The sequence below is a fragment of the Nocardia sp. NPDC060259 genome (assembly GCF_042728775.1).
Classification (GTDB): Bacteria; Actinomycetota; Actinomycetes; order Mycobacteriales; family Mycobacteriaceae; genus Nocardia.
The window spans coordinates 112,274-137,573 of record NZ_JBHXAY010000001.1 but is presented as its reverse complement, the minus strand read 5'-3'; the positions used below and the strand labels follow the sequence as shown (position 1 = coordinate 137,573).

General features: G+C 66.4%; 26 protein-coding genes and 1 pseudogene. 13 read left to right on the top strand and 14 right to left on the bottom strand.

The features are described 5' to 3' along the window. Window positions 1-133: 133 nt before the first annotated feature. The gene (locus tag ACFWF2_RS00740) at window positions 134-1,594 is read right to left on the bottom strand and encodes an FAD/NAD(P)-binding protein (protein ID WP_379303152.1); all 1,461 of its coding nucleotides are present in this window, start codon (window positions 1,592-1,594) and stop codon (window positions 134-136) included. 170 nt (window positions 1,595-1,764) lie between these two features. On the opposite strand from ACFWF2_RS00740, the gene ACFWF2_RS00735 reads away from it, so the two are divergent. Then, on the top strand, window positions 1,765-2,883 hold the full coding sequence (locus ACFWF2_RS00735) for a LuxR C-terminal-related transcriptional regulator (protein ID WP_379303150.1): 1,119 nt from the start codon (window positions 1,765-1,767) through the stop codon (window positions 2,881-2,883). Window positions 2,884-2,926: 43 nt separating this feature from the next. Here the strand turns inward: ACFWF2_RS00735 and ACFWF2_RS00730 are convergent, their stop codons facing one another. From ACFWF2_RS00730 to ACFWF2_RS00710, 5 genes are all read right to left on the bottom strand, one after another. Further along, a complete protein-coding gene (locus tag ACFWF2_RS00730) occupies window positions 2,927-3,334 on the bottom strand; it encodes an arsenate reductase ArsC (protein WP_379303148.1) in 408 nt (135 codons plus the stop codon). Window positions 3,335-3,345: 11 nt separating this feature from the next. After that, the gene (locus tag ACFWF2_RS00725) at window positions 3,346-4,011 is read right to left on the bottom strand and encodes an arsenate reductase ArsC (RefSeq protein ID WP_379303146.1); all 666 of its coding nucleotides are present in this window, start codon (window positions 4,009-4,011) and stop codon (window positions 3,346-3,348) included. A gap of 23 nt (window positions 4,012-4,034) precedes the next feature. After that, window positions 4,035-4,790: an aquaporin gene (locus tag ACFWF2_RS00720; protein WP_379303144.1), complete on the bottom strand. Its 756-nt coding sequence runs from the start codon at window positions 4,788-4,790 to the stop codon at window positions 4,035-4,037. After that, window positions 4,787-5,164, bottom strand: a complete 378-nt coding sequence (locus ACFWF2_RS00715; RefSeq protein ID WP_379303143.1) for an ArsR/SmtB family transcription factor — start codon at window positions 5,162-5,164, stop codon at window positions 4,787-4,789. The genes ACFWF2_RS00720 and ACFWF2_RS00715 overlap by 4 nt, the downstream gene beginning before the upstream one ends. Before the next feature lie 73 nt (window positions 5,165-5,237). Further along, window positions 5,238-6,140, bottom strand: a complete 903-nt coding sequence (locus ACFWF2_RS00710; RefSeq protein WP_379303141.1) for a helix-turn-helix domain-containing GNAT family N-acetyltransferase — start codon at window positions 6,138-6,140, stop codon at window positions 5,238-5,240. A 101-nt stretch (window positions 6,141-6,241) separates the two neighbouring features. Here ACFWF2_RS00710 and ACFWF2_RS00705 point away from each other — a divergent pair, with 101 nt between their 5' ends. The 3 genes from ACFWF2_RS00705 (at window position 6,242) to ACFWF2_RS00695 (ending at window position 9,582) form a co-directional block, all read left to right on the top strand. Beyond that, entirely contained in the window at window positions 6,242-7,567 is a 1,326-nt protein-coding gene (locus ACFWF2_RS00705) for an FAD-dependent oxidoreductase (protein ID WP_379303139.1), read from the top strand. 7 nt (window positions 7,568-7,574) lie between these two features. Further along, window positions 7,575-8,804, top strand: coding sequence for an MFS transporter (locus tag ACFWF2_RS00700; protein WP_379303137.1), 1,230 nt, complete (start codon window positions 7,575-7,577; stop codon window positions 8,802-8,804). A 220-nt stretch (window positions 8,805-9,024) separates the two neighbouring features. Beyond that, window positions 9,025-9,582 carry a DinB family protein gene (locus ACFWF2_RS00695; RefSeq protein WP_379303135.1) on the top strand — a complete coding sequence of 186 codons (558 nt, stop codon included), beginning with the start codon at window positions 9,025-9,027 and terminating at the stop codon, window positions 9,580-9,582. A 290-nt stretch (window positions 9,583-9,872) separates the two neighbouring features. On the opposite strand, the gene ACFWF2_RS00690 is transcribed toward ACFWF2_RS00695, so the two are convergent. After that, window positions 9,873-10,523, bottom strand: coding sequence for an ArsR family transcriptional regulator (locus ACFWF2_RS00690; protein ID WP_379303133.1), 651 nt, complete (start codon window positions 10,521-10,523; stop codon window positions 9,873-9,875). A 184-nt stretch (window positions 10,524-10,707) separates the two neighbouring features. On the opposite strand from ACFWF2_RS00690, the pseudogene trxB reads away from it, so the two are divergent. The 3 genes and pseudogenes from trxB to ACFWF2_RS00675 form a co-directional block, all read left to right on the top strand. Further along, a pseudogene (gene trxB, locus ACFWF2_RS00685) lies at window positions 10,708-11,667 on the top strand (thioredoxin-disulfide reductase); the annotation flags it as partial. Between the two features lie 9 nt (window positions 11,668-11,676). Then, a complete protein-coding gene (locus tag ACFWF2_RS00680; RefSeq protein ID WP_379303317.1) occupies window positions 11,677-12,111 on the top strand; it encodes a low molecular weight phosphatase family protein in 435 nt (144 codons plus the stop codon). A 111-nt stretch (window positions 12,112-12,222) separates the two neighbouring features. Beyond that, window positions 12,223-12,600 carry a VOC family protein gene (locus ACFWF2_RS00675; RefSeq protein ID WP_379303132.1) on the top strand — a complete coding sequence of 126 codons (378 nt, stop codon included), beginning with the start codon at window positions 12,223-12,225 and terminating at the stop codon, window positions 12,598-12,600. A 184-nt stretch (window positions 12,601-12,784) separates the two neighbouring features. Here the strand turns inward: ACFWF2_RS00675 and ACFWF2_RS00670 are convergent, their stop codons facing one another. The 4 genes from ACFWF2_RS00670 to ACFWF2_RS00655 all read right to left on the bottom strand — a co-directional run bounded on the left by ACFWF2_RS00670 (window position 12,785) and on the right by ACFWF2_RS00655 (window position 15,761). Further along, a complete protein-coding gene (locus ACFWF2_RS00670) occupies window positions 12,785-13,588 on the bottom strand; it encodes an HTTM domain-containing protein (RefSeq protein WP_379303130.1) in 804 nt (267 codons plus the stop codon). A gap of 7 nt (window positions 13,589-13,595) precedes the next feature. Continuing rightward, window positions 13,596-14,165, bottom strand: coding sequence for a hypothetical protein (locus ACFWF2_RS00665; protein WP_379303128.1), 570 nt, complete (start codon window positions 14,163-14,165; stop codon window positions 13,596-13,598). A 5-nt stretch (window positions 14,166-14,170) separates the two neighbouring features. Then, on the bottom strand, window positions 14,171-14,944 hold the full coding sequence (locus ACFWF2_RS00660; RefSeq protein WP_379303126.1) for a hypothetical protein: 774 nt from the start codon (window positions 14,942-14,944) through the stop codon (window positions 14,171-14,173). Between the two features lie 208 nt (window positions 14,945-15,152). Beyond that, entirely contained in the window at window positions 15,153-15,761 is a 609-nt protein-coding gene (locus ACFWF2_RS00655) for a TetR/AcrR family transcriptional regulator (RefSeq protein WP_379303124.1), read from the bottom strand. Window positions 15,762-15,824: 63 nt separating this feature from the next. On the opposite strand from ACFWF2_RS00655, the gene ACFWF2_RS00650 reads away from it, so the two are divergent. From ACFWF2_RS00650 to ACFWF2_RS00635, 4 genes are all read left to right on the top strand, one after another. Then, window positions 15,825-16,796 (top strand): saccharopine dehydrogenase NADP-binding domain-containing protein, encoded by a 972-nt coding sequence (locus ACFWF2_RS00650; protein WP_379303122.1) that lies wholly within the window; start codon window positions 15,825-15,827, stop codon window positions 16,794-16,796. Window positions 16,797-16,898: 102 nt separating this feature from the next. Continuing rightward, a complete protein-coding gene (locus ACFWF2_RS00645; protein ID WP_379303120.1) occupies window positions 16,899-17,810 on the top strand; it encodes an alpha/beta hydrolase in 912 nt (303 codons plus the stop codon). Between the two features lie 419 nt (window positions 17,811-18,229). Then, complete coding sequence (locus tag ACFWF2_RS00640; protein ID WP_379303118.1) at window positions 18,230-18,754, top strand: hypothetical protein; 525 nt, start codon at window positions 18,230-18,232, stop codon at window positions 18,752-18,754. 232 nt (window positions 18,755-18,986) lie between these two features. Continuing rightward, window positions 18,987-19,493, top strand: coding sequence for a hypothetical protein (locus ACFWF2_RS00635; RefSeq protein ID WP_379303116.1), 507 nt, complete (start codon window positions 18,987-18,989; stop codon window positions 19,491-19,493). Window positions 19,494-19,657: 164 nt separating this feature from the next. Here the strand turns inward: ACFWF2_RS00635 and ACFWF2_RS00630 are convergent, their stop codons facing one another. The 3 genes from ACFWF2_RS00630 to ACFWF2_RS00620 form a co-directional block, all read right to left on the bottom strand. Then, complete coding sequence (locus ACFWF2_RS00630) at window positions 19,658-20,410, bottom strand: esterase/lipase family protein (RefSeq protein ID WP_379303114.1); 753 nt, start codon at window positions 20,408-20,410, stop codon at window positions 19,658-19,660. Window positions 20,411-20,665: 255 nt separating this feature from the next. Then, window positions 20,666-21,751 (bottom strand): PucR family transcriptional regulator, encoded by a 1,086-nt coding sequence (locus ACFWF2_RS00625; protein ID WP_379303112.1) that lies wholly within the window; start codon window positions 21,749-21,751, stop codon window positions 20,666-20,668. A gap of 228 nt (window positions 21,752-21,979) precedes the next feature. Further along, on the bottom strand, window positions 21,980-22,225 hold the full coding sequence (locus ACFWF2_RS00620) for a hypothetical protein (protein WP_379303110.1): 246 nt from the start codon (window positions 22,223-22,225) through the stop codon (window positions 21,980-21,982). Window positions 22,226-22,338: 113 nt separating this feature from the next. Here ACFWF2_RS00620 and ACFWF2_RS00615 point away from each other — a divergent pair, with 113 nt between their 5' ends. Further along, on the top strand, window positions 22,339-24,576 hold the full coding sequence (locus ACFWF2_RS00615) for an MMPL family transporter (protein ID WP_379303108.1): 2,238 nt from the start codon (window positions 22,339-22,341) through the stop codon (window positions 24,574-24,576). Window positions 24,577-24,603: 27 nt separating this feature from the next. Beyond that, window positions 24,604-25,221, top strand: coding sequence for a TetR/AcrR family transcriptional regulator (locus ACFWF2_RS00610; RefSeq protein WP_379303106.1), 618 nt, complete (start codon window positions 24,604-24,606; stop codon window positions 25,219-25,221). Window positions 25,222-25,300 lie beyond the last annotated feature (79 nt).

Sequence of the window (25,300 nt, the reverse complement as noted above, 5' to 3'; positions counted from 1 at the left end):
CTCCGCCCGAAACGGTCTGTGTGTCGTCTGGTGGCGTGCCAGTGTCGGTGTGGGGAGCCTTGAACAGGTTGTCTCGCAACAGTGCTCTAGGCGCACGAAATGATCCTTCGCCAGGCGGCCGGGGCGGCCTGATCTAGGCCATGAGGTGGTGGGCGAGGGTGGCGGCTTCCATGGCCAGACCGGGCGGGTTCGTGGCGATGAACAGGGAGTCGGCGGCCAGATTGCCCAGGGCGTGCCAGGTGGGATCGGGCCGGTCCGCGACGAGCAGGCGGCGGGTACCGGGTTCGATGCGCAGGCCGCCGGTGGCCGCCGATTCTGCTGCGCCGCTGGCGAGTAGCGCGCTGACGAGAGGTTCGGTCTCCTGGGGCGTGGTGTACGCGGGCGGGTTGACGGCGTTGAAAACCGCGTCGGCGTGCCATTCGGCGTCGTCGTGGACGGTGAAACCGGCGCCGGGGCGCGCCTCGATCTTGCCGAGGCCGGAACGGAGCCGGAGCTGGCCCGAATCCAGCAGCCGCAATACGATTTTCGCGTTGCGCGGCACCATCGGTGAACTCAGGCTGCTGATCGTACGGAAGTACTCGGAGCGCAGTATGCTCCGGTCCTGCTCGGCCAGCAGCGGCCAGACGATCGGGCCGAGCACTCGGATCGCCATGGTGAGCAGGCGGCGTCCCTGATGCGGGTTGTCCAGCTCTGTCAATTGGCGGCGCAGCCGGGTCACAGGTTCCTCGGTGGCGCGGATCTCTGCGGCGAACGACTCGAAATCCTGTCCCAGCTCGGCGAGTTCGGCGCGCATGAGCTCGACCAGCTGGTGGAAGTGCACCACGCCGGCGGCGGCCAGCCGCAGCCCATTGGCCGGAGTGAGGTGTTGTGGTGCGAGCGGAAGGGGACGCTGTTGCACGAACGGGAGCACTCCGCTGCGGGATAGAAGACTGATCGGTCCAGTGTGGTTGTTGGTCGTCAGCGCCACGGCGATATCGACCGCCGTCAGACCGCTGCCGACAACTGCGACGCGCGCGTCGGCCGGTATCCCGGCAATCGTCTCGGCCAGTGGGTACGGCTCGTTGACGTATCCGGGCGCACCGGTGAGCCCGTAATGGTCACGTGGACGCCCACTCCCGACGCTCAGCACCGCGCGATCGACCGGATGATTGCCGCCGTTCGCGGTGTGCAGGACCGCCCGGCCGTCGCTCGCGCCACGGCGGGAGAAACCGACGACCCGCGAGTTCACCACGCTGACCTGCCAGCCATTCCGTCGCAGTCGACCGATCGCGGTCTGGGCGGTCTGCTCCAGGTATTCGCCGTACACGCTGCGGGGGACCAGCGGCTGACCGAGGCCCTCGTCGAGATATCGGGCCACCTCGTGCCGGTCCTGCAGCCACCGTTCGTAGTGCGCGCGGTCGGTGGCGCGCACCGACATCAGCGCGGGCGGCGCGTTGACCCGGACCGCCTCGAGGTCCGGCTGGTACGGCCGCCCCCGCCACACCGCGGACGAGCCGTCGAACACTGTGATGCTGCCGGGCGTGCCCTCGGTGGCCGCGAGTGCGTCGAGCAGTCCGACCGCCGCAGCGCCCGCACCGATAATGCCGAGATCCATTGTGTTTCCTTCCGATCACTGGGACCGGACCAGCGTCGCCCGCCCGCCGCCACCTCGACCATCCCCCGATCGCGGGGTTCGCTCCGTCTCGGGAATTTCGCGCGCGGTCGGTCGATTACCCCTCATCTGTGGGATGGCGGCCGCCGGTCCGGGACGGCAAGGTTGCGGGCATGGGTGTGATTCCGCTCGGGATGCGTGGACTGCTGGCCGGGATCGAGCAGGCCGCGGACGCGCACGCGCTGTTCGCGGAGACCTCGACGCGGTTGCGCCGCGTCACGCCGTTCGACGCCGCGGTCTGGGTGGCGACCGATCCGATCAATGGACTCACCACCGCGCCCGTGCGGGTGGAGAACCTCCACGAAGGCGGGTGCGGCACCTATTGGGAGTCGGAGCTCTTCTCCGAACACGTGAACCTGTTCCGGGATCTGGCGCGGGCGCCGGTCCCGGTCGCGGGTCTGCGCGCGGTGACCGGCGATGACCCGGGACTGAGCCCCCTGTATCGAAACTTCATGTGCCCGCGCGGTTTCGACGACGAATTGCGCGCCGTACTCCGCGTGGACGGACAGCCGTGGGGCCAGCTGAGCTTGTTCCGGGAGCGCGGTCGAAAGCCATTCCAGGACACCGATGTCGCGCTGGTGAGCGGATTGTCCACGCCAATGGCCCGGCGGCTGCGCAGCTTTGCCCAACCGCTGGCCCCCGCTGCGGCAGGGCGCGCGGAAGCTCCCGGCATGCTGCTGTTCGACCCGGAAGGTGGCCTGGTCTCGATCAACGACGAGGCCAGGCACCTGCTCGCCCAGATGCCGCCCGGCCCCGCCACCACGACCGCACGAGGCATCGAATTGCCGCTGCCCGTGTGGATTCTCAGCACCGCGGGCCGGGCCCGGATCACCGGCGAGAACTCCCGGATCCGCATCCGCACCACGACCGGGCGATGGCTGGTGTGCCACGCCTCCTGCCTACGCGACCTTGCCGGGACACCGGCAATGACCGCGCTGGTCATCGAGCCCGCCACACCGTCAGAGGTGGCCTCGCTGGTGGTGGCCGCCTACGAGCTCACCCGGCGCGAGCTCGACGTCACCGAACTGATCGCGCGTGGCCAGTCCACCGGCGAGATCGCCGCCACCCTGTTCCTGTCCGCACACACCGTGCGCGACCACGTCAAAGCGATCTTCGACAAAGTCGGCGTCACCAGCCGAGGCGAGCTCACCGCCAAACTGTTCACCGACCACTACCAGCCCCTCGCCGCCACACAAACTTTGCGAGTGTTCGACGGCGAAACGCCCGCTTAGCCATATTTACCTGCGTAAATCTGCCTCGGGACAGCGTCGTCGCCTACTGCGCTGGGACCAGCTCGGTGACGAGGTCTTCGATTCGCTTGCGGATTTCATCGCGGATCGGACGGACCGCCTCGACACCCTTGCCTGCCGGATCCTCCAGCGTCCAGTCGCGGTAGTCGACGCCCGGGAAGTACGGGCAGGCGTCACCGCAACCCATGGTGATCACCACTGTCGAGGTCTCGACAGCGTCCGGGGTGAGGATCTTGGGTGCCTGGTTGGTGATGTCGATGCCGACTTCGGCCATCGCCTCGACCGCGGCCGGGTTGAGGGCATCGCCGGGAGCGCTTCCGGCGGAACGTACTTCGATGGCGTCGCCGGCGAGGTGGGTCAGGAAGCCTTGTGCCATCTGGGATCGTCCGGCGTTGTGGACGCAGACGAACAGCACGCTGGGCTTGGTCGACACGGGGGGTCCTTTCAGTGGGTGGTGATGTCGAGAGAGGTAAGTAGGTCGCGGACGCGGTCGCCGATCTCGTCGCGGATGCCGCGTACGACCTCGAGGGACTGGTGGTCGGGGTCGGTCAGTTCCCAGTTCTCGTAGCGGCGGCCCGGGTAGATCGGACAGGAATCGCCGCAGCCCATGGTGACGATGACATCGGCGGCCCGCATGATCTCCTCGGTCCACGGTTTGGGGAACTCGCCGGTGATGTCGATGCCGATCTCGGTCATCGCTTCGACGGCGACCGGGTTGACGTGGGTACCGGGTTCGGAGCCGCCCGACCACGCGATGGCGGAGTCACCGGCCAGATGGGCGAACCAGCCCAGTGCCATCTGAGAACGGCCCGCGTTGTGGGTGCACAGGAAGAGCACCACCGGCTTGTCGGTGTGGAGCTTGCCCTCGACCTTGGCCAGTGCGAGCAGCCGCTGCCGGGCGAATCGTTCGGCCAGGAGTGGCAGGTAGTTGACTACCGTTGCACGGGAGGCGAACTCGTCGTAGCTGGAGATGAGGAAATGCTCGATGGTCTCGCGTCCGTAGGTGTCGGCGAAGGCCTCGTGTAGCCGGGTCGCGGCGGTGGTGAGCGCGTGACGCTGGTCGATGGTCAACGTCGCACGATCAGCGTGGGTGACGGGGCTGTCGGACATGCGTGCTCCCGGGGAGGGCTCGGTCAGTGAGTTGTCGGGTCGGATGAGCTGGAGGCAGGACGATCTGAGGTATGCGGGATCACCGCGTTGTCGGCAGCCGCACTCGCCGAGCGGGGGTACAGCACCACGATCAACGCCAAGCCCAGTGCCGCACCGACGAATTGGGCGACGATGAATCCAGGTGCGGACGTGGGTGCGATGCCGGCGAAAGTGTCGGAGAAGACGCGGCCGACGGTGACCGCGGGATTGGCGAAACTGGTGGAGCTGGTGAACCAGTAAGCCGCACCGATATATGCCGCTACCGCCGAAGCGGACAGGGCGGCTCGACCGCTGCGGGCCAGCGCGAAGATCACCGCGATCAGTCCGGCGGTGGCGACGACCTCACCGACCAGATGGCCCGTGGTGATCCGGTCGTGGGTGGAGATCTGCCAGGCACCGAGGTCGAACATGATGTTGGCCAGCACAGCGCCGCAGACCGCGCCACTGATCTGCGCGATCGTGTAGGCGAGGGCGTCGATGAAGTCCAGGCCGGTGCTATGGCGTCGACCGAGCAACCAATCCGCCAGGGAAACAACGGGATTGAAGTGCGCGCCGGACACGGGTCCGAACACCAGGATCAGCACGCCGAGGCCGAAGACGGTCGCGGTGGAGTTGGCGAGCAACTGCAAGGCGACATCGTCGGTGAGCTGCTGGGCCGCGATACCCGAACCGACCACGACCGTGACCAGCGCGGCCGTGCCGACGAACTCAGCCAGGAACCGGCGTTGAATATCGGTCACCGCGCACCCGCCTCGACCGCCGTGACATCGAGCAACTGCGCCAGCGGGGCCAGCGCGCGCGGTTCGATCCGGTAGTACACCCACGACCCACGCCGCTCACTCGACAACAGCCCGGCCTCGCGCAGCACCTTGAGATGGTGGGAGATGGTGGGCTGGCTCAATTCGAACCCGGCGGACAGATCACACACGCAGGCTTCGCCGGATCCACGGCTGGCGACCAGGCTGAGCAGTCGCAACCGCACCGGATCCGACAGCGCCTTGAACGTTGTCGCCAGTTCGGCGGCGGATTCGGCGGACAGAGGTTCCCGGGTCAGCGGGATGACCTCACACGAGGAAGAGTCCTGCGGCTGACAGGACGAAGGCGGTTTCGACACGCATCGATATTGACGGTTGTCGAATCAGTCGACAAGCAAACAATGGGTGAACGCCGCCGTCTCGGCGGAGCTATCAGCAAGCTGATGGCTCACACGCGTCGGAAGAACCGCCGTCCGAGGCGGCGCGACGTTCGAGCAGGACGGTATCGCGCCACGCCCCGTCGAGGATCGCGATGCGCTCCCGCACGCCGACTGTGCGGAATCCCGCCGAGTGATGCAGGCCGATGCTGGCCCGGTTCTCCGGGAAGATCGAGGTCTGCAGAGTCCACAGGCCGTCGGCGTCGGCGGCGATCACCTGTCGATGCAGCAGGGATTTCCCGACGCCGCGCCCACGCGCGGTCTCGGCGACATAGACGGAGTTCTCGGCCACACCGGCGTAGCAGTCGCGACCCGACACCGGCGCGAGTGCTGCCCACCCGACTACTTCGCCGCCGATCTCGGCGACCCAACGATGGTCGGGCAGCCAGGTGGAATCGAGGTGCGCGCGATCCGGTACCTCGGTGGCGAAGGTGGCGTTGCGGGTGGCGATGCCCTCACCGTAGATGCGGCGCACCGCCACCCAGTCGGCATCGGTCATCGCGCGCACCGACACGTCGGCGGGCAGATCCGTCGGGCAGCACGGCCGAGGGGTGAGAACACCCATGACCGCGTCGGCGGCGTGGGGGAGGCCGGTGCAGCAGGCCGGATTGACGGTCACCACCGTCGACGTGCCGTTCTTGTGCACCCGTACGAACCCGACATCGGCGAGCTTGCGGACGTGATGCGACACCGTCGGCTGGGAGATGCCCAGCGACTCGGTCAACTCGCCGACCGTGATCCCGGCGGGCCGGGTCGCGACCAGGTGAAGCAGCCGAACGCGGGTGGGTTCGGCAAGGCAGGCGAACCATTCCGCGTAGGTGGTCGCATCGTCGACAGGCAACACGTCGACGCGACGCGCGGCGGAGTCGCGGACGGTGGGCATGTCCAGAGACGTCATGCCTCCGATTATATCGACGTTGATCGATGGTTGCATTCATCGACGTGTGTCGATACAGTTTGGATTGTTAGATCGATGAGTGTCGATGAATGGAGTCTGTGATGACCGAACTGCCTGTCGTCGTCGTAGGAGCCGGCCCCATCGGGCTGGCCGCAGCAGCAGAACTGCGCGAACGCGGACTGAGCCCGATCGTGTTCGAACGCGGTCCCCAGGCCGGTGCCGCCGTCGCGCAGTGGAACCACGTTCGCCTGTTCTCCCGCTGGGCCGAACTCATCGCCCCCGCGGGCCGCCGCCTCCTCGACGGCACCGACTGGACGGCCCCGGCCGACGAGGATTACCCCACCGGCCAGGACTGGGCCCGCGACTATCTGACGCCACTCGCCGACGCTCTCGGAGACGCGGTGCGCTACGACACCGAAGTCGTCGGCGTCGCCCGCCGCGGCCGCGACCGCGTCGTGGACTCCGGACGCGACACCGAACCACTGTCGGTACACCTGCGCCGCGCCGACGGATCCGAAGACCGGATCCTGGCACGCGCGGTCATCGATGCCTCCGGCACCTGGACATCACCGAACCCACTCGGCGGCGAAGGGCTTCCCGCGCTGGGCGAACGTGGCCACCAGGCCGTCGACTACCGTGTGCCCGACCTCGAATCCGTCGCCGACCTGGTGCGCTATCGCGGTAAGCACACCGTGATCGCCGGAAGCGGGCACTCGGCCCTGACCGCGATCGTGGCGCTGTCACAACTGGCGAACGAACCCGGCACCCGACTGACCTGGGTCCTGCGTCGCGGCCAGACCGATGCCACTTTCGGCGGCGGCGAAGCAGACGAACTGCCCGCCCGTGGCGCACTCGGACTGCGCGCGAAGAAGGCCGTCGAGGACGGACTGCTCACCGTGGTCACCGGATTCCGCACCGCCGCAGTCGAAACCGGTGACGACAACCGTACGGCCCTCGTTGCCGACGACGCGCGCCGCCTCGACGGAATCGACAACGTCATCGCGCTGACCGGATTCCGCCCCGACCTGTCGTGGCTGTCGGAGATCCGCCTGGAACTCGACCCCGTCCTGCAAGCCCCGGTGGGTCTGGCGCCGCTGATCGATCCGAACGTGCACTCCTGTGGCACCGTCTACCCGCACGGTGTCGCCGAACTGTCCCATCCCGAATCCGGCGTCTACCTGGTCGGCATGAAGAGCTACGGCCGCGCACCGACGTTCCTGGCGATGACCGGCTACGAACAGGTCCGTTCCATCGCCGCCGAACTCGCCGGTGACCACGAATCCGCCGCCCGTGTCGAGCTGACCCTGCCCGACACCGGTGTCTGCGGCGGCGCCGGAGTCTTCGACGACCCGAACGGTGCGAGCTCCGGCGGCTGCTGCGCGCCCGCCGCGCCCGAGGTGCTGACGCTCACGGTTCCCGCGCGCTGACCCGCCCATGTCGTCTACCGTGACGGCCACGCAGACCGGACCGGCTTCGCCCGGTGCCGGTCTGCGGCGGCGAGTCCTGATCACGTTGTGCCTCACCGAGATCACCAGCTGGGGCATTCTCTACTACGCGTTCCCCGTCCTGTCGGTATCGATCTCGGCCGACACCGGATGGTCACTGCCGATGCTCACCGCGGCGTTCTCACTGGGCCAGCTCGCGGCCGCCCTCACCGGTATCCCGGTCGGACGCATCCTCGACCGCATCGGCCCACGCACCGTCATGACCGCGGGCTCAGTCCTCGCGATCCCTGCCCTGATCGTGGTGGCACTCGCCCCGAACCCGGTGGTCTTCTTCCTGGGCTGGCTCGTCGCCGGGGTCGCGATGGGCGCGGTGCTATACCCGCCCGCGTTCGCGGCACTGACCCGCTGGTACGGCACCGACCACGTCAAAGCCCTGATGATCCTGACGCTGGCCGCCGGTCTGGCCAGCACCGTGTTCGCGCCACTGACCGCGGTCTTGGTCCAGCGCACCGATTGGCGCGCAACCTATCTCGTCCTCACCTTCGTGCTGGCGGTCATCACCGTGCCCGGACATCTGTTCGGCCTCAGAGGTCCGTGGCCACCAGCACCGCCGCCGATCACCCCGCACGACGACGACCATCAGGCAATCGCCCGCAGCCCCGCGTTCCTGGCCCTGGTGATCGCCCTGAGCCTGGGCGCGTTCGCGGCATTCGCCGGGGTGTTCAACCTCGTCCCCCTGCTCATCGAACGCGGATTCTCCCCATCGCTGGCCGCACTGACCCTCGGCCTCGGCGGCGCCGGGCAAGTTCTGGGCCGCCTCGGCTACATTCCGCTGATGACCCGCACCACCCCGGCCGCACGCATCGTCGGCGCGTTCGCCACCACCGCCATCGCGACCGCGCTGCTGGGCTGGGTCACCACGGTATTCGCGCTGATCGCGGTGTCGATCGGCGCGGGTCTGCTCCGCGGGATCATGACCCTGGTGCAAGCGACCGCGATCACCGACCGGTGGGGCGCAACCCATTACGGCCGACTCAACGGCCTGATGTCAGCGCCCGTGGTCGTGGTGATGGCGGCCGCACCGTTCGCCGGCACGGCACTGATGAGCTGGACCGGCACCTGGGCCCGCACCTACCTCGTCCTCGCCGCCGTCGCGGCCGTCGCGGCGGTCATCGCCATCGCGACCATCCCACGCACACCCAAGCCCATCGACTCGTAAGGACGTCGTGATGACGCTATGACGCGGTCGGTGCGGTCTTCAGGTCAATCTCGTCGGCGCGATCGAGGTCGACATCGACGCCGAACTCGCCCAGGTCGGCCCAACCGGCTTCTGGCCGCTGTGGGTCGCTTGCTTGCCGATTCGGCTCGGCGACACCAGGTGCTGGGGTAGCCGAGCGAGCGAGGACAATCGAGATAGGTGAGGTGGAGGGCGGCGTGAGATGAGCGACGATCGCATTGTCGACCGGGCCGGGATCGATGCCGAGCTCGAGCGTGTCCGCCGGGAGTTCCACGAGCTGTTGGACTCTGTGGATGCGGACGACTTCGAACGGCGCTCGGAGGGTACGCGGTGGACCAATGAGCAGTTGTTGTTCCACATGGTGTTCGGTTACATGGTTGTGCAGCGGCTGCTGGTGCTGGTGCGGCTGCTGGGCCGGTTCCCGGCGGGGGTGAGCCGCGCGTTCGCGCGAATGCTCGACGCGGAGACGCGGCCGTTCGATTGGATCAACTACCGAGGCTCGTGTGCGGCAGCGCGGGTGTACGACCGGTACCGGATGGGCCGCAAGCTCGACCGCGTGATCGGATCGCTCCGCGCGAGCCTGGCGTCCGAGTCCGAGGCGAGCCTGGTCCGTGGCATGCATTTCCCGACCCGGTGGGATCCCTTCTTCAGCGACTACATGACACTCGAGGACGTATACCGTTATCCAGCAAAGCATTTCGACTTCCATCGCGAACAGCTGACGATCGGCCGCCCGGATGGGCCGCCTGGGCTCCGGTAGCGCTGCACCAGCGCGGCAGTCCTCACCAGCTTCCGTGCGCCCATGCGCTCGTGGAAGCCGCGCCCGAACCCTTCGGATCCTGGCCGCACTACTACGACAGCCTCACCCTGTTCTCGCCCGCTCGAATGGCAACGCAGCCTGTCCTCGGCCTCGCTACGCGGCGTTGGACGCGACTCGGCGTGGCTCATCGGCCGCCTCACTGCGCAACCGCAGCGAACTACGCCTATTCGACAGCGGGACAACGACAACGGTGGATCGCGATAGGTCGGCCGCATCGGACCGACCGGGGATCAGGCGCAGTGGACGTGCCGGGCCAAGGCATCGACGCGCGTGGCCAGATCGTCGAACGCGAGATCGAACGCGGCGCCGTCCTCGGCACCGACAGGATCGGGAACCGACCAGTGCAGCATCGGAACATCGGGCAGTTCCTCGTGCGCGCGGTCGCACACCGACACCACCAGATCACCCTCGCGCAGAACATCGTCGAGACGCTGCGGCGACGCCGACACCAACGCCAGCCCACGCCGTTGCGCGACACCGACCGCGCCAGGATTGATCCGCTCGGCAGGATGCGTGCCCGCCGAGGTCGCCGGGAGCTCGCTGGCCCGACACCACAGGGCAGCAGCCAGCTGGGAGCGAGCCGAGTTCGCGGTGCACACGAACAGCACCCGCTGCGCGGCCATCACCGTCGTCGACGACAGTGGCGCCAGAGCGTGAGGCAACAGTCGAACGTAGGTGCGGCGACGATCACCCTCGGACCGCCGTCGCGTCACGACTCCGGCATCGGTCAGGGTTTGCAGATGATGGGCGACAAGGTTCGACCGCATGCCCAGCATCGACGCCAGATCGGTGGGGGAGGCGTCACCCACCGACAGCACGTCCACGATCCGCAAACGTGCGGGATCGGCCAACGCCGCGTGGACCGCGACCCGGCTAGCCAAGACATCGTCATTCCACTCAGCGTTCATTGACTCAATCATTGCTGACTAATACTGTGGAATCAAGGACGGGCCGCACAGGCCGCCCGGCACCTTTCACCGACATGCCGCGGCGACCGCCGCGATCGACTCGTTTCAGGAGCGTTGACCCATGCCCGCCGACTTCGGGATCACCCTGGCCACTGCCATCACCACCGCGGAACCGCTGGTGCCGACAGTGGTCGACGACGACCGCGTCCACGACGTCGTCATCGTGGGATCCGGGCCGGCCGGATACACCGCCGCCATCTACACCGCCCGCGCCGAACTCTCACCCCTGGTCTTCGAAGGCACCCAATTCGGCGGCGCGCTGATGACCACCACCGAGGTCGAGAACTTCCCCGGCTTCCGCACCGGCATCACCGGCCCCGAACTGATGACCGAAATGCGCGAACAGGCCCAACGCTTCGGCGCCGACCTGCGCACCGAAGACGTCGAAGAACTCCACCTGGACGCCCCGATCAAGACCATCGTCGCCGCAGGCGTCCGCTACCGGGCAAAAGCGGTGATCCTCGCGATGGGCGCCGCGGCCCGCTACCTCGGCATCCCCGGCGAACAAGAACTCCTCGGCCGCGGCGTCAGCGCCTGCGCGACCTGCGACGGGTTCTTCTTCCGCGACCACGACATCGCCGTCATCGGCGGTGGCGACTCCGCGATGGAGGAAGCCATCTTCCTCACCAAGTTCGCCCGCAGCGTCACCGTCATCCACCGCAGCGAAACCTTCCGCGCCTCCCGGATCATGCTCGACCGGGCCCGCCACAACGACAAGATCACCTTCCTCACCGACACCACCGTCGAGCGCGTCAACGGCGACACCACCGTCACCAGCCTGACCGTCGCCGACGTCACCACCGGCGACACCCGTGAACTGCCCGTGACCGGAGTGTTCGTCGCGATCGGTCACCAACCACGCAACACCCTGGTCGCCGACGAGGTCGACCTCGACGACAGCGGCTACGTCACCGTCGCACCGTCCTCGACCGCGACCTCACTGCCCGGCGTCTTCGCCGCCGGAGACCTCGTCGATCACCGGTACCGCCAAGCCATCACCGCCGCCGGATCCGGCTGCGCCGCAGCGATCGACACGGAACGCTGGCTTACCCACCAAGCCACCAGCGTGGCCACCGCGAAACGACCCACCGTGCTGTTCGTCTGCGTGCGCAACAGCGGCAAATCCCAGATGGCCGCCGCGCTGATGCGCCAGAGCGCCGGAACCGACATCGACGTCCACTCCGCCGGAACCGATCCCGGCTCCGACCTCAACGCCCTGTCGGTGCAGGTACTCGACGAAGTCGGCGCCAGCACCGACGGCGAACACCCCAAACCGATCGACCCCAACCTCTACTCCGGCATCGATCTCGTCGTCGTCCTCGGCGCGGAGGCGAAAGTCGAAGCTCCCGAGGGACTTCCCGTCCAGACCTGGATCACCGACGAGCCCTCCGAACGCGGCATCGACGGCATCGAACGCATGCGGCTCGTCCGCGACGACATCACCACCCGCATCACGCGGCTCGCCGAGCAGATCCGAACCGGGCTGACCGTCTCGGCCTAGGCGATATCGGCTGTGCTCAGCGGAGTCGAGCGCTGGGCCAGTGTGGATGTGGCAAAGGCGGCGACACCGGTGGGGTAGTCGACTGGCCGCCGGCCGGCACCCACTTCGTCCATGCTGGTAGGTATGGCAAATCGATGGGTTGGGATCACGATCGACTGCGCGAACCCCGCGCGGCTGGCATCGTTTTGGAGCGCGCTCCTGAGTATCCCCGCCACCGCCGAACACGGCGATGATCCGGGATGGGCAACCGTCGGCTCGCGCTGTGATGACAGGCCGCGCTTGACCTTTCAACGAGTGACCGAGCCCAAGATCGGAAAGGTCCGCATCCACCTCGACCTCGAGGTCGACGACATCGAAGCCGGTCGCCGCCAGGTGGAGAACTTGGGCGGCCGCTGGTCCGGTGAGCGGCACGACTACGACGAAGGAGTTGTCATGGTCATGCGTGATCCCGAGGAGCACGAGTTCTGCCTGGTCCAATACTTCCGTTGAGAAGCCGGCTGGTCACTACACAGTTTGACGAAGCCCGAAGGGACACCTTCGATTCCGAGCTGCCACGATCACGGCCTGTGGATCGGCGCATGCCTCGATCGCGGCGAGGTGGCGACCGAGCCGGGTGTCGGACAGACGGTCGTCGACGGGTTCGATGTTGTCGGCTTCACGATGTGGGACGCTGTCATAACCCCGTGCCGGTCGCGCAGAAGATCACTGCTGGGTAGGTGGCGACGAATGCCCAGGTGAAAGTGGACAGGCGCATGAGGACGGCGGTACCGAGGTGCAAGAGAGCTCCGCTGATCAAGAGTGCGTAGGTGAGCGGTCGAATGCCGAGGAGCGCCAGGGGAAACGCGCACTCCAGCAGGATGACCGACCAGCACATCGCCGTCGCGATGCCTCGATGGCGCGCCAAGATCTTGCCGGCCCGCGCGTGCCCATAGGCCTGTGTCGCCAAGACGCCCGGTAATGCCGCTCCGCTGCGCCACGACGGGCTGACCAGCTTCGCCGCGCCTGCCGTGAAATACGCGAGACATACTTGTGCTGCCAAGAACCAGAGCACGATCTCGTTGGCGCGCTCTTGCCCGATGCCGAAGGCGAGAGCCAACGATGCGAAGACGATGATTGTCAACTGGTCTGCCCCGTCGCCTCCGAAGCGCGAGCGCATACTCAGCAAGATGTAGGTCACGGCAATCACGCCGGCAGCCAAGGAATTGAAGGCCGACGAGGGGTGCAGCGCCAAGAGGACCCCGCAGGCCAGGCAGACGGCGACAAGGCCGAGCACTCCCGGATACGCCAGCAGCCGTCCGGCGCTGCGCTGGAAGGGCCTCCTCGTCAGCATGGCGACACTCGTAGTCGACACAGGCCAGCTGGCGAGGGCGCCATCGGAAAGATGCCGAGGCATCGCCAGCCTCTCCATCGACCCGATGATGACGGCAACGGAGCCGATCGCCGCCGAAAGATGCAGCGCGTCCGAGCTGGTGAACATCGGCTGCTTACCTCTCGCCGAGCAACTGTTCTGACAGATGCATGGTCGACAAGAAAATCACGTGGTGATCCGGATCTTCGTCAGCTCCCTTCGACCGCATGATGAGAAACTGGGTGGCCTGGGCGCAATAGTCTCGTGGCAGACTGCAGACAAAGTTGAGCGTCGCGATATATGGCAGCGTGAGTTGCATCTGGGCAGTGTCACGGTTCAGCGACAAGCTGGCCTTGACGAGTTCGACCGTCACGTCGATCAGTGCCTTGTTATGCCGCCTGCCTGGATTCCAGACCGGTCCTATCCATTTCGGAGACGGGTGCGGACGAACCTCGCACCAACGAGTTATGTAGCCATCCGGCAGCCGATCGCGGTACAGCAGATGAAGATCGTCCGTCGCCGGTGTAGGCGCAAAGAAGTTCCAGCGCGGTATGAATCCGAATACGTCGTGCGCGCGAATCCACTTCTCCGCCCTGCCGGCTTCCCACTTCTCGACATTACGGGGTATCTGACAGACGGCAGAAACTGAAAACCACACCAAGAGAAATATGGCAAGCGCAGCTGATATCAGATGGTCGATCGCCATCTTGATCAATGCACATGCCCGAGAGCTTCGCGGCGGATATCGAGCAATTCCCGTGCGGTGGTGGCCGGGCCCAATCTCCGAATTTGCTCGTCCGAGAGATGCCGCTCCTCCTCCTCTGCGGCCATGACGGCTGCTGTACACAGGACAGCGACGGTGACGGCCATGGCGGCCCACGCGACAAAGGTGCCGTTCTCGCAACAACTTGCGTCCGCCGTCAGGTTCGCCTCCAGCTGATCCTCCGGCACCTGCGCCAACGCGGCCCGTTCAGCAGGGGTCAGCGGCGGCTCGTGTTTGAGGGCCACGGCCGCCAATGCGTCGTCGGTACCGTCACGCCGGTGCTCGACGAGAGTCAGAGATTCCGGGCTCAGCTGTCCACCGTTGTACGGGTTGTCCAGGATAACTACGCCGAGGTCGTCCGGTGGGAAGATGTTCGTCGCGAGGGTCCGGCCGCCATATCGAACGCTCGCGAATACGGGAGAACGCTGCAGTAGACGCCAAGCCTGGTACGTCGACAGTCTCGTGCGACCTTCGAAACGGGGCCGGAGCTCGTTCTCGACCATGGCGACATCGTCGCCATTTCGCAGGGTAGCGGCATCTCGAACTCGCTGCAGTATCGGATCATCCTGGGCGGCGACGAAAACCCGGACGGATCCGGGCAGGCAAAGCAGCGCACGATCAGGCTGTGTAGGGACGTAGTCCAGAATCTCGATCTCGCGATACCTGAGCGATCGCATCGCAAGCTCGTCAGCGGCGAGCTGCAACAGTGTTTGTTGATCCACGTCTCGACCTCCCAGCTACGGGTGACGCCTTCTGACCAGACCAGACGGAAACGTAGCACACGCACTCGTCGACGAGACGGTATTTCGGGTCAGGCGGGCCATCGCGCGGCCGCGGCGCCCCGATTGGTGGGGCGTGCACGAGTTCGTCGGCCATGGTGAACGCGTTGAATTGCTCGGGGCGATTCAGTGTGATGGTCAAGACGGTGTATCAAGCGTCGCGAATACCGACCTCGAGCAGGTGCAGGGCGGCGTCGACTGTGGCGGCGACGAGGGTGTCGTCCAGTGGGCCGGTGGCGGGGAGCATGGCGTGCAGGAGTAGCGGCCCGGTCAAAATGTCCGCGACGAGGTTGGAATGAGTGACCGGTGGTATTTCGCCGCGGTCGACCGCGCGTTGGAACATCGCCTGGGTCGACCGGCGGCGAGGGGCCATGAAGGCCTCGTGGAACAGCGCGCTCCACTGCGGGTCGGTGCTGAGATCGCCGAGCAGGCCTGCGATGCCCGCTGCGATGATCGGGGTGTTGAAGAACTCGATCTGTGCGCGTTGCAGCGAGATCAGGTCGTCGCGCAGGTTGCCGGTATCGGGCGCAGGATCGGTGCCGAAGTGCGTAGCCATGCTGTTGGCAATGAGTGCGACGCGTCCCGGGAAGCGGCGGTACAGCGCGGTGCGCGTAGTACCTGCCAGCGCGGCGACCTTGTCGATAGTGATCGCGCTATAGCCGTCTGTCAGCAGTAACTGCTCGACGGCGGCGGTGATGGCGGTGTCCAGGGCCGTGTTGCGGGGGCGGCCCATTCCGGCGGGTTTTCCCTTGTCAGACATACGCGACACATCGTAGCGGTTCAACTCTTGTCGGACATACGATACACGATGTAGCGTATGTCCATGGGTGAAATCTGGATCATCGGAGCGACCGGTCGCGCCGGGCGAAACATCGGTGCCGAGTTGCGCGGCTGCGGGCATCGGATCGTGCTGGTCGGCCGCAATGCTCAGCGATTGGCCGAGGCTGCGGCGGCGCTCGAGGCGCTGGGCGGGGCACCTCCGCGAACGTTGATCACCGATGACCCGGTCGGCCGGATCGCCACGGGCGGACCGGATGTCGTCGTCAACACGGTCGGCCCCTTCGGTGCGACGACCATCCCGACCGCGCGGGCGTGCGTAGCCGCGGGCAGTCACTATGTGGACCTGGCGAACGAATTCCAGCCGGTGCGGTCGTTGCTGGAGCTGGATTCGGTGGCCCGCGCCGCAGGGTCGACGCTGGTGACGGGTGCGGGGTTCGGCACTCTGGCGAGCGAGGCACTGGTCTACGAGCTGTGCACGGGGCGTCCCGCCCCGATCCGCGTGCGAGTGGCAGCGATGCCTGTCGTGGACGGCTTGGGATCGGCCGTGCTGGCCAGTGCGGTGGACGCGGCGGCGACCGGCGGGCTGACCTACCAAAACGGTCGCCTCGTGCGGACCCGGCTGGGTGCTCACCCGCACCACATTCCGCTGCCGGACGGTACGACGCGTGCCACCGTGGCCGTACCCACCGGTGAGCTGGAGGCCGCGCGCCGGGCCTCCGGTGCCGACGAGGTGATCGCGACCTCCAGCGAGGTGCCCACCGGCCGGGTAGCTAGAGCCGCACTGCCGATCGTGGGTGCGGTGCTGCGAGTAGATGCGGTGCGGCGCAACGTAATCCGGATTGTCGACCGCTGGCAGCTGACACCACCGAGCACGCCGGGTGAAGTGTCGTGGGCCTACGCGTCCGCGGAATGGCAGGGCGGGGAAAGAACGCAGGGCGTGGTTGCACACCGGCGAGGGCTACCAGTTCACCAGCCGTGTTGCCGCCACAGTCGCGGGAAGGCTGGCCGACGGTGATGCCCGCCCCGGCGCGTTCACCCCCGCCGCATTGTTCGGCGCCGACCTCGCCCGATCCGCGGGCGCCACCATCACTCTCGACACGACCGCGAAGGATCCGCGATGACTGACACCACCCGCGAGCATGTACGTATTCCGGCAGGCGCGGACACCGAATTGGACTGCTGGCTGTACCTCCCGTCGTCACCGGCGCCGCATCCGACGGTGGTGATGGCCCACGGCATCGGCGGAGTCAAAGCCGCCGGCCTGGCCCCGTTCGCGGAGTTCTTCGCCGACAACGGCTTTGCCGCCCTCGTCTTCGACTACCGGCACTGGGGGCGGTCCGGCGGCACTCCGCGCGAACTCCTCTCGATCCGCCGCCAGCGAGAGGACTACCGCACCGCCCTGGCCTGGGCGCGTCGCCACGACTCGCTCGACAACGATCGCCTGTTCATCTGGGGAACATCCTTCGCCGGCATGCACATCCTCGATGTCGCCGCCACCGACCCGGCGCTGGCCGGAGCCATCGCGCAATGCCCCCTCGTCGACGGCCTGGCCGGGACGGGAAAGGTACACCCACCGCGCGCGCTGCGTCTGATCGCCACCGCGGTGGCCGACGTGCTCAGCGGCGTCGTCGGCAAGCCGCCGAAATATCTGCCCCTCAGCGTCGCACCCGACAGCATCGGCGTGATCGCCACAGACGACGCACTCAGCGGACTACACCGACTCGCCCCGGCTGACGGCGAGCCGTGGCCGAACCGCATCACCGCACGATCACTGCTCGACATCGCTGTCCACCGCCCCGTCCGCAGTGCGAGCCGGATCCGATGCCCCTTGCTGATGGTCGTCGCCGAGACCGACACCATGGCCCCCACCGGACCCGCCACGCAGACCGCCGCGCGAGCACCCCGCGGCGAGCTCTACCGCAGCCGAGGCGGGCACTACGACGTCTACGCCGGCGGCCTCGACCACCCCGATGTGCTCCGCGTAGAACTGGAGTTCCTCACCAGACACGCCGCCGGCCGCGGTCGATAGGCTCGCTCGTCCTTCTCGGCGCGCATCCTCCCGACACGAACGGTCATGGCATAGCGGGTCGACCTACCAGTCCGCGCGCTACTCGAATGTCGCCGAGCTTCACCGGCTGGGGTGCGGCCGAGGCCGGTCCGGCCGACCTCAGCCGGCCGCGAAGCGCGGACGCTCTGATCGAGCGCAAGCCCGCCGGTCTATCACCGATGACAAACTCGACCGACATCGATTGGACCGCACGCCAGACTGCCCCCTCGTTGGTTGCAACAGGACCGGTCGGTACCGCAGGATCGACTCCTCGAGAAGTCTCAGCGTGAGTTCGTCGCACCGAGTGGGTGATCGCGAACTCGAACAGTCACCACGGTTGGCCTCGCTCCACCGGCCACCATGCTTTTCCTCGAACAATTCTAATGGTCGGAGGTTGTGGAGTGGTCGATCCGATGGGGCGGCACGAGTGGTACATCCGCACCGTGATCTCGCTGCCGGAGATGGAGGCGCATGCTCGAAGTCCGCTCTGCGCCGACGGCCGGCTCCGCACCCCGACCGATCAGATCTTCGGGTGGCAAGTCGAATGCAGTTGCGGACAATGGCGTGGGAAGCTGTGGCAGCGCGCGGCTCGACCGCTCGATCACAACGTCCCCGAACGCGTCCTGTTCAGCGCGGACGGGGAGCTGTCGCCCGCGTCACGGCAGGCGGTGCTGGCGGACTGGGACGGCCACGTTCATCGCGTCTGGACAGTCATGCCGGTTCGCCTCGCGCACGAGTTTCTGCTCGAAGCTCAGCTTCGCCTGACCGAAGCGGTCCGATTCGCTCGCAGCACCGATGCTTCCTGGGATGACATCGGCTCCGCCGCAGGCGGCATCGCCGGACCAACTGCACGCGAGCTCTGGGAGGGTGTTTCCGCACCGGAGCCGCAGGTCATTGGTTCTCTCGACGACCAATGGAGGATCTGAAGGACTTGCTGCAGCCGCAGAATAGAGCAAAAGACCCAGCCTCTTTTGATCTCGCAGGGTCGTACGGCAGGACAGTGGCGTCCGTTCCAAATCTAGAAGTTAGCTATTCTTCACAGGCGCGTGCTCGGATTTCTGAGGTGCCTGTTCAGGAGATCATCGTGCATGTTGACACAATTCTGAATCTCGCGGCTCGAAAAGTGAGCATGGCCGGGTTGTCGCCGAACGAACTCGCGTGGTGACTCCGACGATGGTGCACAATCCCGGTTTACGGATACCTCCCCAGTACGGTCCGTTTCTGTCACCGCAGGATCTGCTGCGTGCGGTCAGTGGATCCGCCGACAGTGATTGCCCGCTGGCGCAGTGGGCGGGAACGCTGGGTTCGTTGTATCGAGCGTGGCTCGGTGATCCGTCGGCCGAGACGATTCGCCGGCAAGTCGCGGGGGTTGTCCACGAGATCGATGCGTGGATCGCCGCGCAGTTGCCCCGGCCGCGGGCCGGGACGCCTCGGGGAACCGATTCGGTGGGTGGGGTGATCGCGCGGGTCGCGGAAGCCTCGGCGTGCGCGCATTGGGCCCTGCATCATATGGAGGATGCCGTCCAGCGGCACCGGGCCTGGGATCACCTCGCGGAGATGCGTGAGGGTTATGAGGATCTGGTGTTGCTGGCACTGGGTGGCTTGATCAGATTGCCCAAGTCCTGGCCCGGAATCAGCTGGCTGGCCGGCGCCACGACGAAGTAGCCTGGACAGGTCGCATTGCGCCTCGACAGCCCGTCGAGCAGGCGAATGTGCGTCGGTGAGTCCGGCGGAATCGCCTGGGGGACTGTCGACTTCGTCGAAGCTGGTTCGCGAGAGCCCGGCCCCGCCGCACTGATGCGAGATGGGGCCGGGCTCTGACCCGACCGCTACTTCACGAAGTTGCGGACGCCCTCGAAAACCGTCGCCGACGACAGCAGCGAGATATGGCCGATGCACAGCGTCTGGGTGTTGGTGGCACCGCTGAGAATGGTGCTCGTATCGGGGTTGATGATTTCGTCGCACGGTGACCACCAGGTGCCGTAGTTCACCTGTCCCGGGGTTTCGTCGCCGCTGTTGAGTTCGGCCAGGAATGCCGAGCCGGGCCGCATCTCCACGCACGAGTCGTCATAGCATCCGTCGGCAACTTCGGTGCCGTGATTGGGGCCGCCGATGGAGACCCAGTCGTCGACGAAACTCAGGCCGTCGAGCTTCTTCAGGTACCAGCGGCTATTGAGGCCACCCATCGAGTGGGTGATGATGTCGACTTTGGCGGCACCGGTTTTCGCGCGCAGTGCATCGACTTGCGTTTTCACCTCCAGCGCGATGTTCTCGTTCGATTGGGAGGTGTCGTAGCTGAATCGTGCCAGCTCGTCGATGGAGTATCCCGCCGCCAGGAACCGGCCTCGCATGTAATCCCAGTTCGACGCCGATCCCTGCCAGCCGTGGACGAAAAGAATCGGATCCCGCTCTGCGGCCGCAGCGGCCTGTGGCGTGGCGATGCCAATTGAAGCGATAGCGGTCGCGGCCAGGGTGATTGCGGCCGTCGCGACACGACGCACGATCGATGTGTTGTGCATGAAAATGACTCCGATCTGCTCGCGGCACTGCGAGCAGACAGAAGATACTTCGCGAGGACTCATCCCGTGCACTGTGAAATTTAATTGTTCAACTTGCCGCCGTATTCTTGGAATTATCGCGGCACCGAAGAGGCATAGGGAAAGTGGCGTCGAACCGCCTGGTCGAGTGGCGCAGTCGGGTGGTCGCGGCTGACGAGGGGAGCTGGGCATCTCCCTGATCGACTGTGCCGCAGCATGATTCACTGATCGAGTGGAAGTGGCTGCACTGTGTGCGGCAGTCTCCTTGTTCGCTTGTCGCACATGCGGGGGACTGATGTGTCACGAGCCGTCTTCGATGGTGTCCGCGGCGGTGACATCGTCGTTCGGCCTGGCAAGATTCTGACCGGCCGTGGGGCCTTCGAGGATGCGGATGGTCAGTGCCGCTGCCAGGGTTCGGCCTTCGCGGGGCTGCGTCGGGTCCAGACCGGTGAGTTCGGTGATCCGGTTGAGCCGGTAGGTGAAGGTGTTCGGATGCACGAACAATTCCCGTGCGGCTGCTTGCCGGTCGGCGCCGTGCTGCAGGTGCGCCTGCAGGGCGGCGATCAGGTGCGGGTGTCCGGCCACGGGCTCCAGTAGCTCGATCAGGCGTTGTTTGGCCCGGCCGGGCCGGGTGATCTGAAGCTCGAGCAGGAGATCGTCGAGACGGTAGCAAGCGGGCGGGCGGCCCCTGAGCCGGGCGAACAAGGCGAGTTCGCGGGCATCGGCGACGGCGGAAGGGATCTCCTCGAGAGCCACGCCAGGCAGGAGTCCGAGATAGGGTCTGGCATCCAGTGTCGAGCGCAGCCTCTCGGCGAGCTGATCAAACCGATCCGGGGCGATCGCGGTGTCGGCGAGCAACGCGATCCCTGTGCTGCCGTCGAACTGGAACAGGACGGTCGAGGTGGAGAGGTCGTCGAGACCGCGGGCGATGACCTGTTCGCGGCGCCGGGCAACGAGTTCGGGGACATCGGGGGCAGCAGTGGCGTCCAGGTCGATCGCGAGCACGGTGTAGGAGCCTGCCAGCGAGATCCCGGCCTTCGCCGCATGGCCTTGTGCCGGGGAACCTGACAGCAACGCGGCCAGCAACTCCCGTCGCGCACCCCGGTCGCGCCCGAACGTCTCCCGCTCGACCACAGAATAGGACTCGGCCGCGATGATGACGATATGCCCGGTCACCTCGAGCAGTCGCTGCTCGATGTCGGCGAGCTCGGACCTCTGCTCGGGCGTGGTGGCCAGGGCGGTTGCCCCTGACACCGCTGCCCGCGCCGTTGCGTGCACCAGTTCCAGCAGAGCCGACAGGGGGAGCCGGTGCTCGGCGTGACGCTCGGCCAGTGGTGCTATCGCCCGCGCGATGTCGGTGCGACCGAGCGATCGCTCCGTGCTCATTGCGTCGAGAAGCACCCGCGCGCATGTGCTGATCGTGGGCGCGTACTCGGCCTTGACATACTGCTCAGGTAAGCCTGCGGCCTCGCTCGCAGTTCGCACGCTCTGTTGTATCTGCTGAGCGACAGCAGAGCGGCGCTGCGACAGCAGCACCCGCAATGCCGGCGGCTGCCTAGTGCCCTCATCCACAGACATCGCCCCATTGTTGTCGGTTGCGGTCCGGCTGTGAAGTCACGGGCGGCCTCGAAAACGATCAGCGATGACGCGCCCGTGCGGGTCGGTGATTTGAACCTGGCGTCCGAGGCCGTTGCGGATGATGGTGGTTGTTGCGCCGAAGGGGTCGGTGCCGGGTGGGTCGACCTCGAGCTCGCTGACATCGAGCGCTTCGCGGCTGGTCGCCAGGATCCGCAGGCGCGGACAGGCGCCCAGCAGTGTTTCTCCGGACAGCATGCGGGGCGGCCAGGTGACTGTCGTCATAGCTTGCCCTCCGCACGGGGCCGCTATTGTGTTAGTGACTAACAGTTGTTAGTGGATAACACTTACCTCGCGCGGGGTCGTCGACGCGACGACCGAGAATCGGAGGATTTGCGATGGCGTCATGGCTGTACCGGCTCGGCCGGTTCTCGTTCCGGCACAAGTGGCGGGTGATCGCCGCCTGGGTGATCGCCGCGATCGCGGTGGCCGGGTTGGTCGGTGCGCTGAATCCGAAGTTCGCCAAGGATTTCGACCTGCCGGGAACCGATTCGGGTACGGCGACGACTCAGGTGGAGAAGTATTTCCCGGAGGTCATGCAGCAGCAGATGCGTGCCTCGACGAGCGTCCTGATCGCGGCTGAGGACGGCATCGCCAACCACACGGCGCAGATCGACGCGCTGGTGGCGGATCTGCGAACACTGCCGGATCTGACCGATCCGGCGACCGTGGTCGATCCGGCGCTGGTGGCACAGGCCGATCCCGTGATGGCAGCGTCGGTCGTGGGCGACGACGGCAAGGTCGGGCTGATCCAGGTTCGCCAGAACACCGAGATCATGGACCTGAAGGTGGACCAGAAACACCACCTTCAGGACATTCTCGCCCAGCACAACGGCGACGGGCTCCAGGTGGAGGCCACCGGTTCGCTGATGCAGGTGATGGAGCCGCCAGGCAAGGCCGAGATGATCGGCTTCGCGCTCGCCTTCGTCGTCATGATCGTGGCTTTCGGAGCGCTGATCGCCGCGTTCATCCCGCTGGTGACCGCCGTGGTCGGGGTGCTGATCACGATCCTGCTCGTCACGTTGAGCGCGGAGTTCATCAGCGTCAACGAGAGCGCGACCGGCATCGTGACGATGCTGGGCATCGCGGTATCCATCGACTACGCGTTGTTCATCGTGTCCAGGTACCGCAGTGAGCTGTCGCGTGGCGGCGAACGCGCCGAGGCTGCAGGGCGTGCGGTCGGTACCGCCGGTTCAGCGGTGGTCTTCGCCGGGCTGACAGTGATCATCGCGGTGGTCGCGTTGACGGTGATCGGTATCCCGTTGATCTCGCAGATGGGTATCGGCGCCGCGGTCGCGGTGGCGATCGCGGTGTTCGCCGCGTTGACGCTGATTCCGGCGATTCTCGGTGCGGTGGGGCGCTTCGCGTTCCTGCCGCGCGTGCCCTGGATCAAGCACGCGGAGCAATCCGGGACCGCCGACACCAACGGGGTGAAGTTCGGGCGGATGGTGGTGCGCCGACCGGTGCCGTTCATCATCGCGGGCCTTGCGATCCTCACGCTGGTGGCACTGCCGATGAGCAAGCTCGAGCTGGCGTTGACGACGAGCACCCCGGACGAAACGCGCGCGATGACGTTGCTGCAGCGCGGATTCGGGCAGGGCATCAACGGCCCCTTGCTGGTCATGGTGCACAGTGACGACGGCGACGTGAGCGCGGCGGCCGAGGCGAGCGTGGCCCACATCAAGACCCTGCCCGATGTCGCCAACGCCGACACCCTGATGTGGACCGGCAACAAGGCCGCGCAGCCGTCGCAGGTCTCGGACACCGCGTTGATCATGGTGATCCCGACCAGCGCTCCCGCGGACGAAGCGACCCACGATCTCATGGAGCGGATTCGCGACTACGCCCCTGTCGCCGAGACTGCCGGCGCGCAACTGCATGTCGGCGGCCAGACCGCGATCATGTCGGACCTGTCGGCCAAACTCGATCGAGCGTTGCTGCCGTACCTGATCGTCGTCGTCGGGCTGGCGTTCCTGATCATGATCGGGGTGTTCCGATCGATCTGGGTTCCCCTGGTCGGCACCCTCGGCTTCATCTTCTCGGTGCTGGCCACCTTCGGTGCCACGGTCGCGATCTTCCAGGAGGGCGCTTTCGGCCTCATCGAACAGACCCAGCCGATTGTGTCGTTCCTGCCGATCTTCCTCATCGGCGTGGTTTTCGGGCTCGCGATGGACTATCAGGTGTTCCTGATGACCCGCATGCGGGAGGAGTACATCCACGGCATGACGGCAAAGGACGCCATCATTTCGGGTTACCGGCACGGGGCGCGGGTGGTGACCTCGGCCGCGATCATCATGGTCAGCGTCTTCGCTGCGTTCATGCTCGCTCCCGACACCATGATGAAGATGCTGGGCTTCGCGCTGGCGATCGCGGTGTTCTTCGATGCCTTCATCATTCGCATGATGGTGGTGCCTGCCGTCATCGCGATCCTCGGCGACCGCGCCTGGGGTCTGCCGAAGTGGCTCGATAAGCTCGTGCCGAACTTCGACATCGAAGGTGGAGCCGTCCGCGACCGCGGCGTACCCGCGGACACCGGCGCTCCCGTCGCTGCCGAACTCGTCGAAGCGAGGAGTTGACCCGGCACAGCCGATGAAGGAGCCGAGATGACGAACGCGATTGCCCCGGGCGAGAGCCCGGGGCGTCGGGTCGGGTTGCGCGAGAAGCAGAAGATGCGCACCCGCACCGCGATCCGGGAGGCCGCGATGCGCCTGTTCGAGCAGCAGGGCTATACAGCCACCACTGTCGAGCAGATCGCGAAAGAGGCCGACGTCTCCCACACCACGTTCTTCCGCTACTTCACCTCGAAGGAGCAGGTCGTCATCAACGACGACCTCGCCGAGGAACGGGAAGCCGCGATCGCCGCGCTGCCCCAGGGGCTCGATCATTTCGATCTGCTCCGCGCGATAATCCATGAGCTCTATCGGCTCGCCCTCGAGAATCCGTGGGCATCCAGCCCCGAGCGGATGAAACTGATCCACGCCGAACCGGCCTTGCGGATGGCGTATCAGATCGAATCCGATCGGGCGATCTCCGAAGCCAACGAGTTCTTCGCCGGCTATCTCGGCGTCGCACCGGACAGTCTCCGGCTCCGGGTGTTCATCGCGGCGGCGGGTGGGGTCATGTTCCATATCGCCAACAGCACCGTGGATCCCCGCGACGACCAGGCATTCGCCTCGGTGCTCGAGGCGGTCGATCTGCTCGAGCAAGGACTGCCGCTGTAGCGGTGGTGGACGGTGATCAGCTGATCGCCGCCGGCATGTGTGAGAGTCGTCTACTTCGGCCCGGCAATCCGGAAAAATT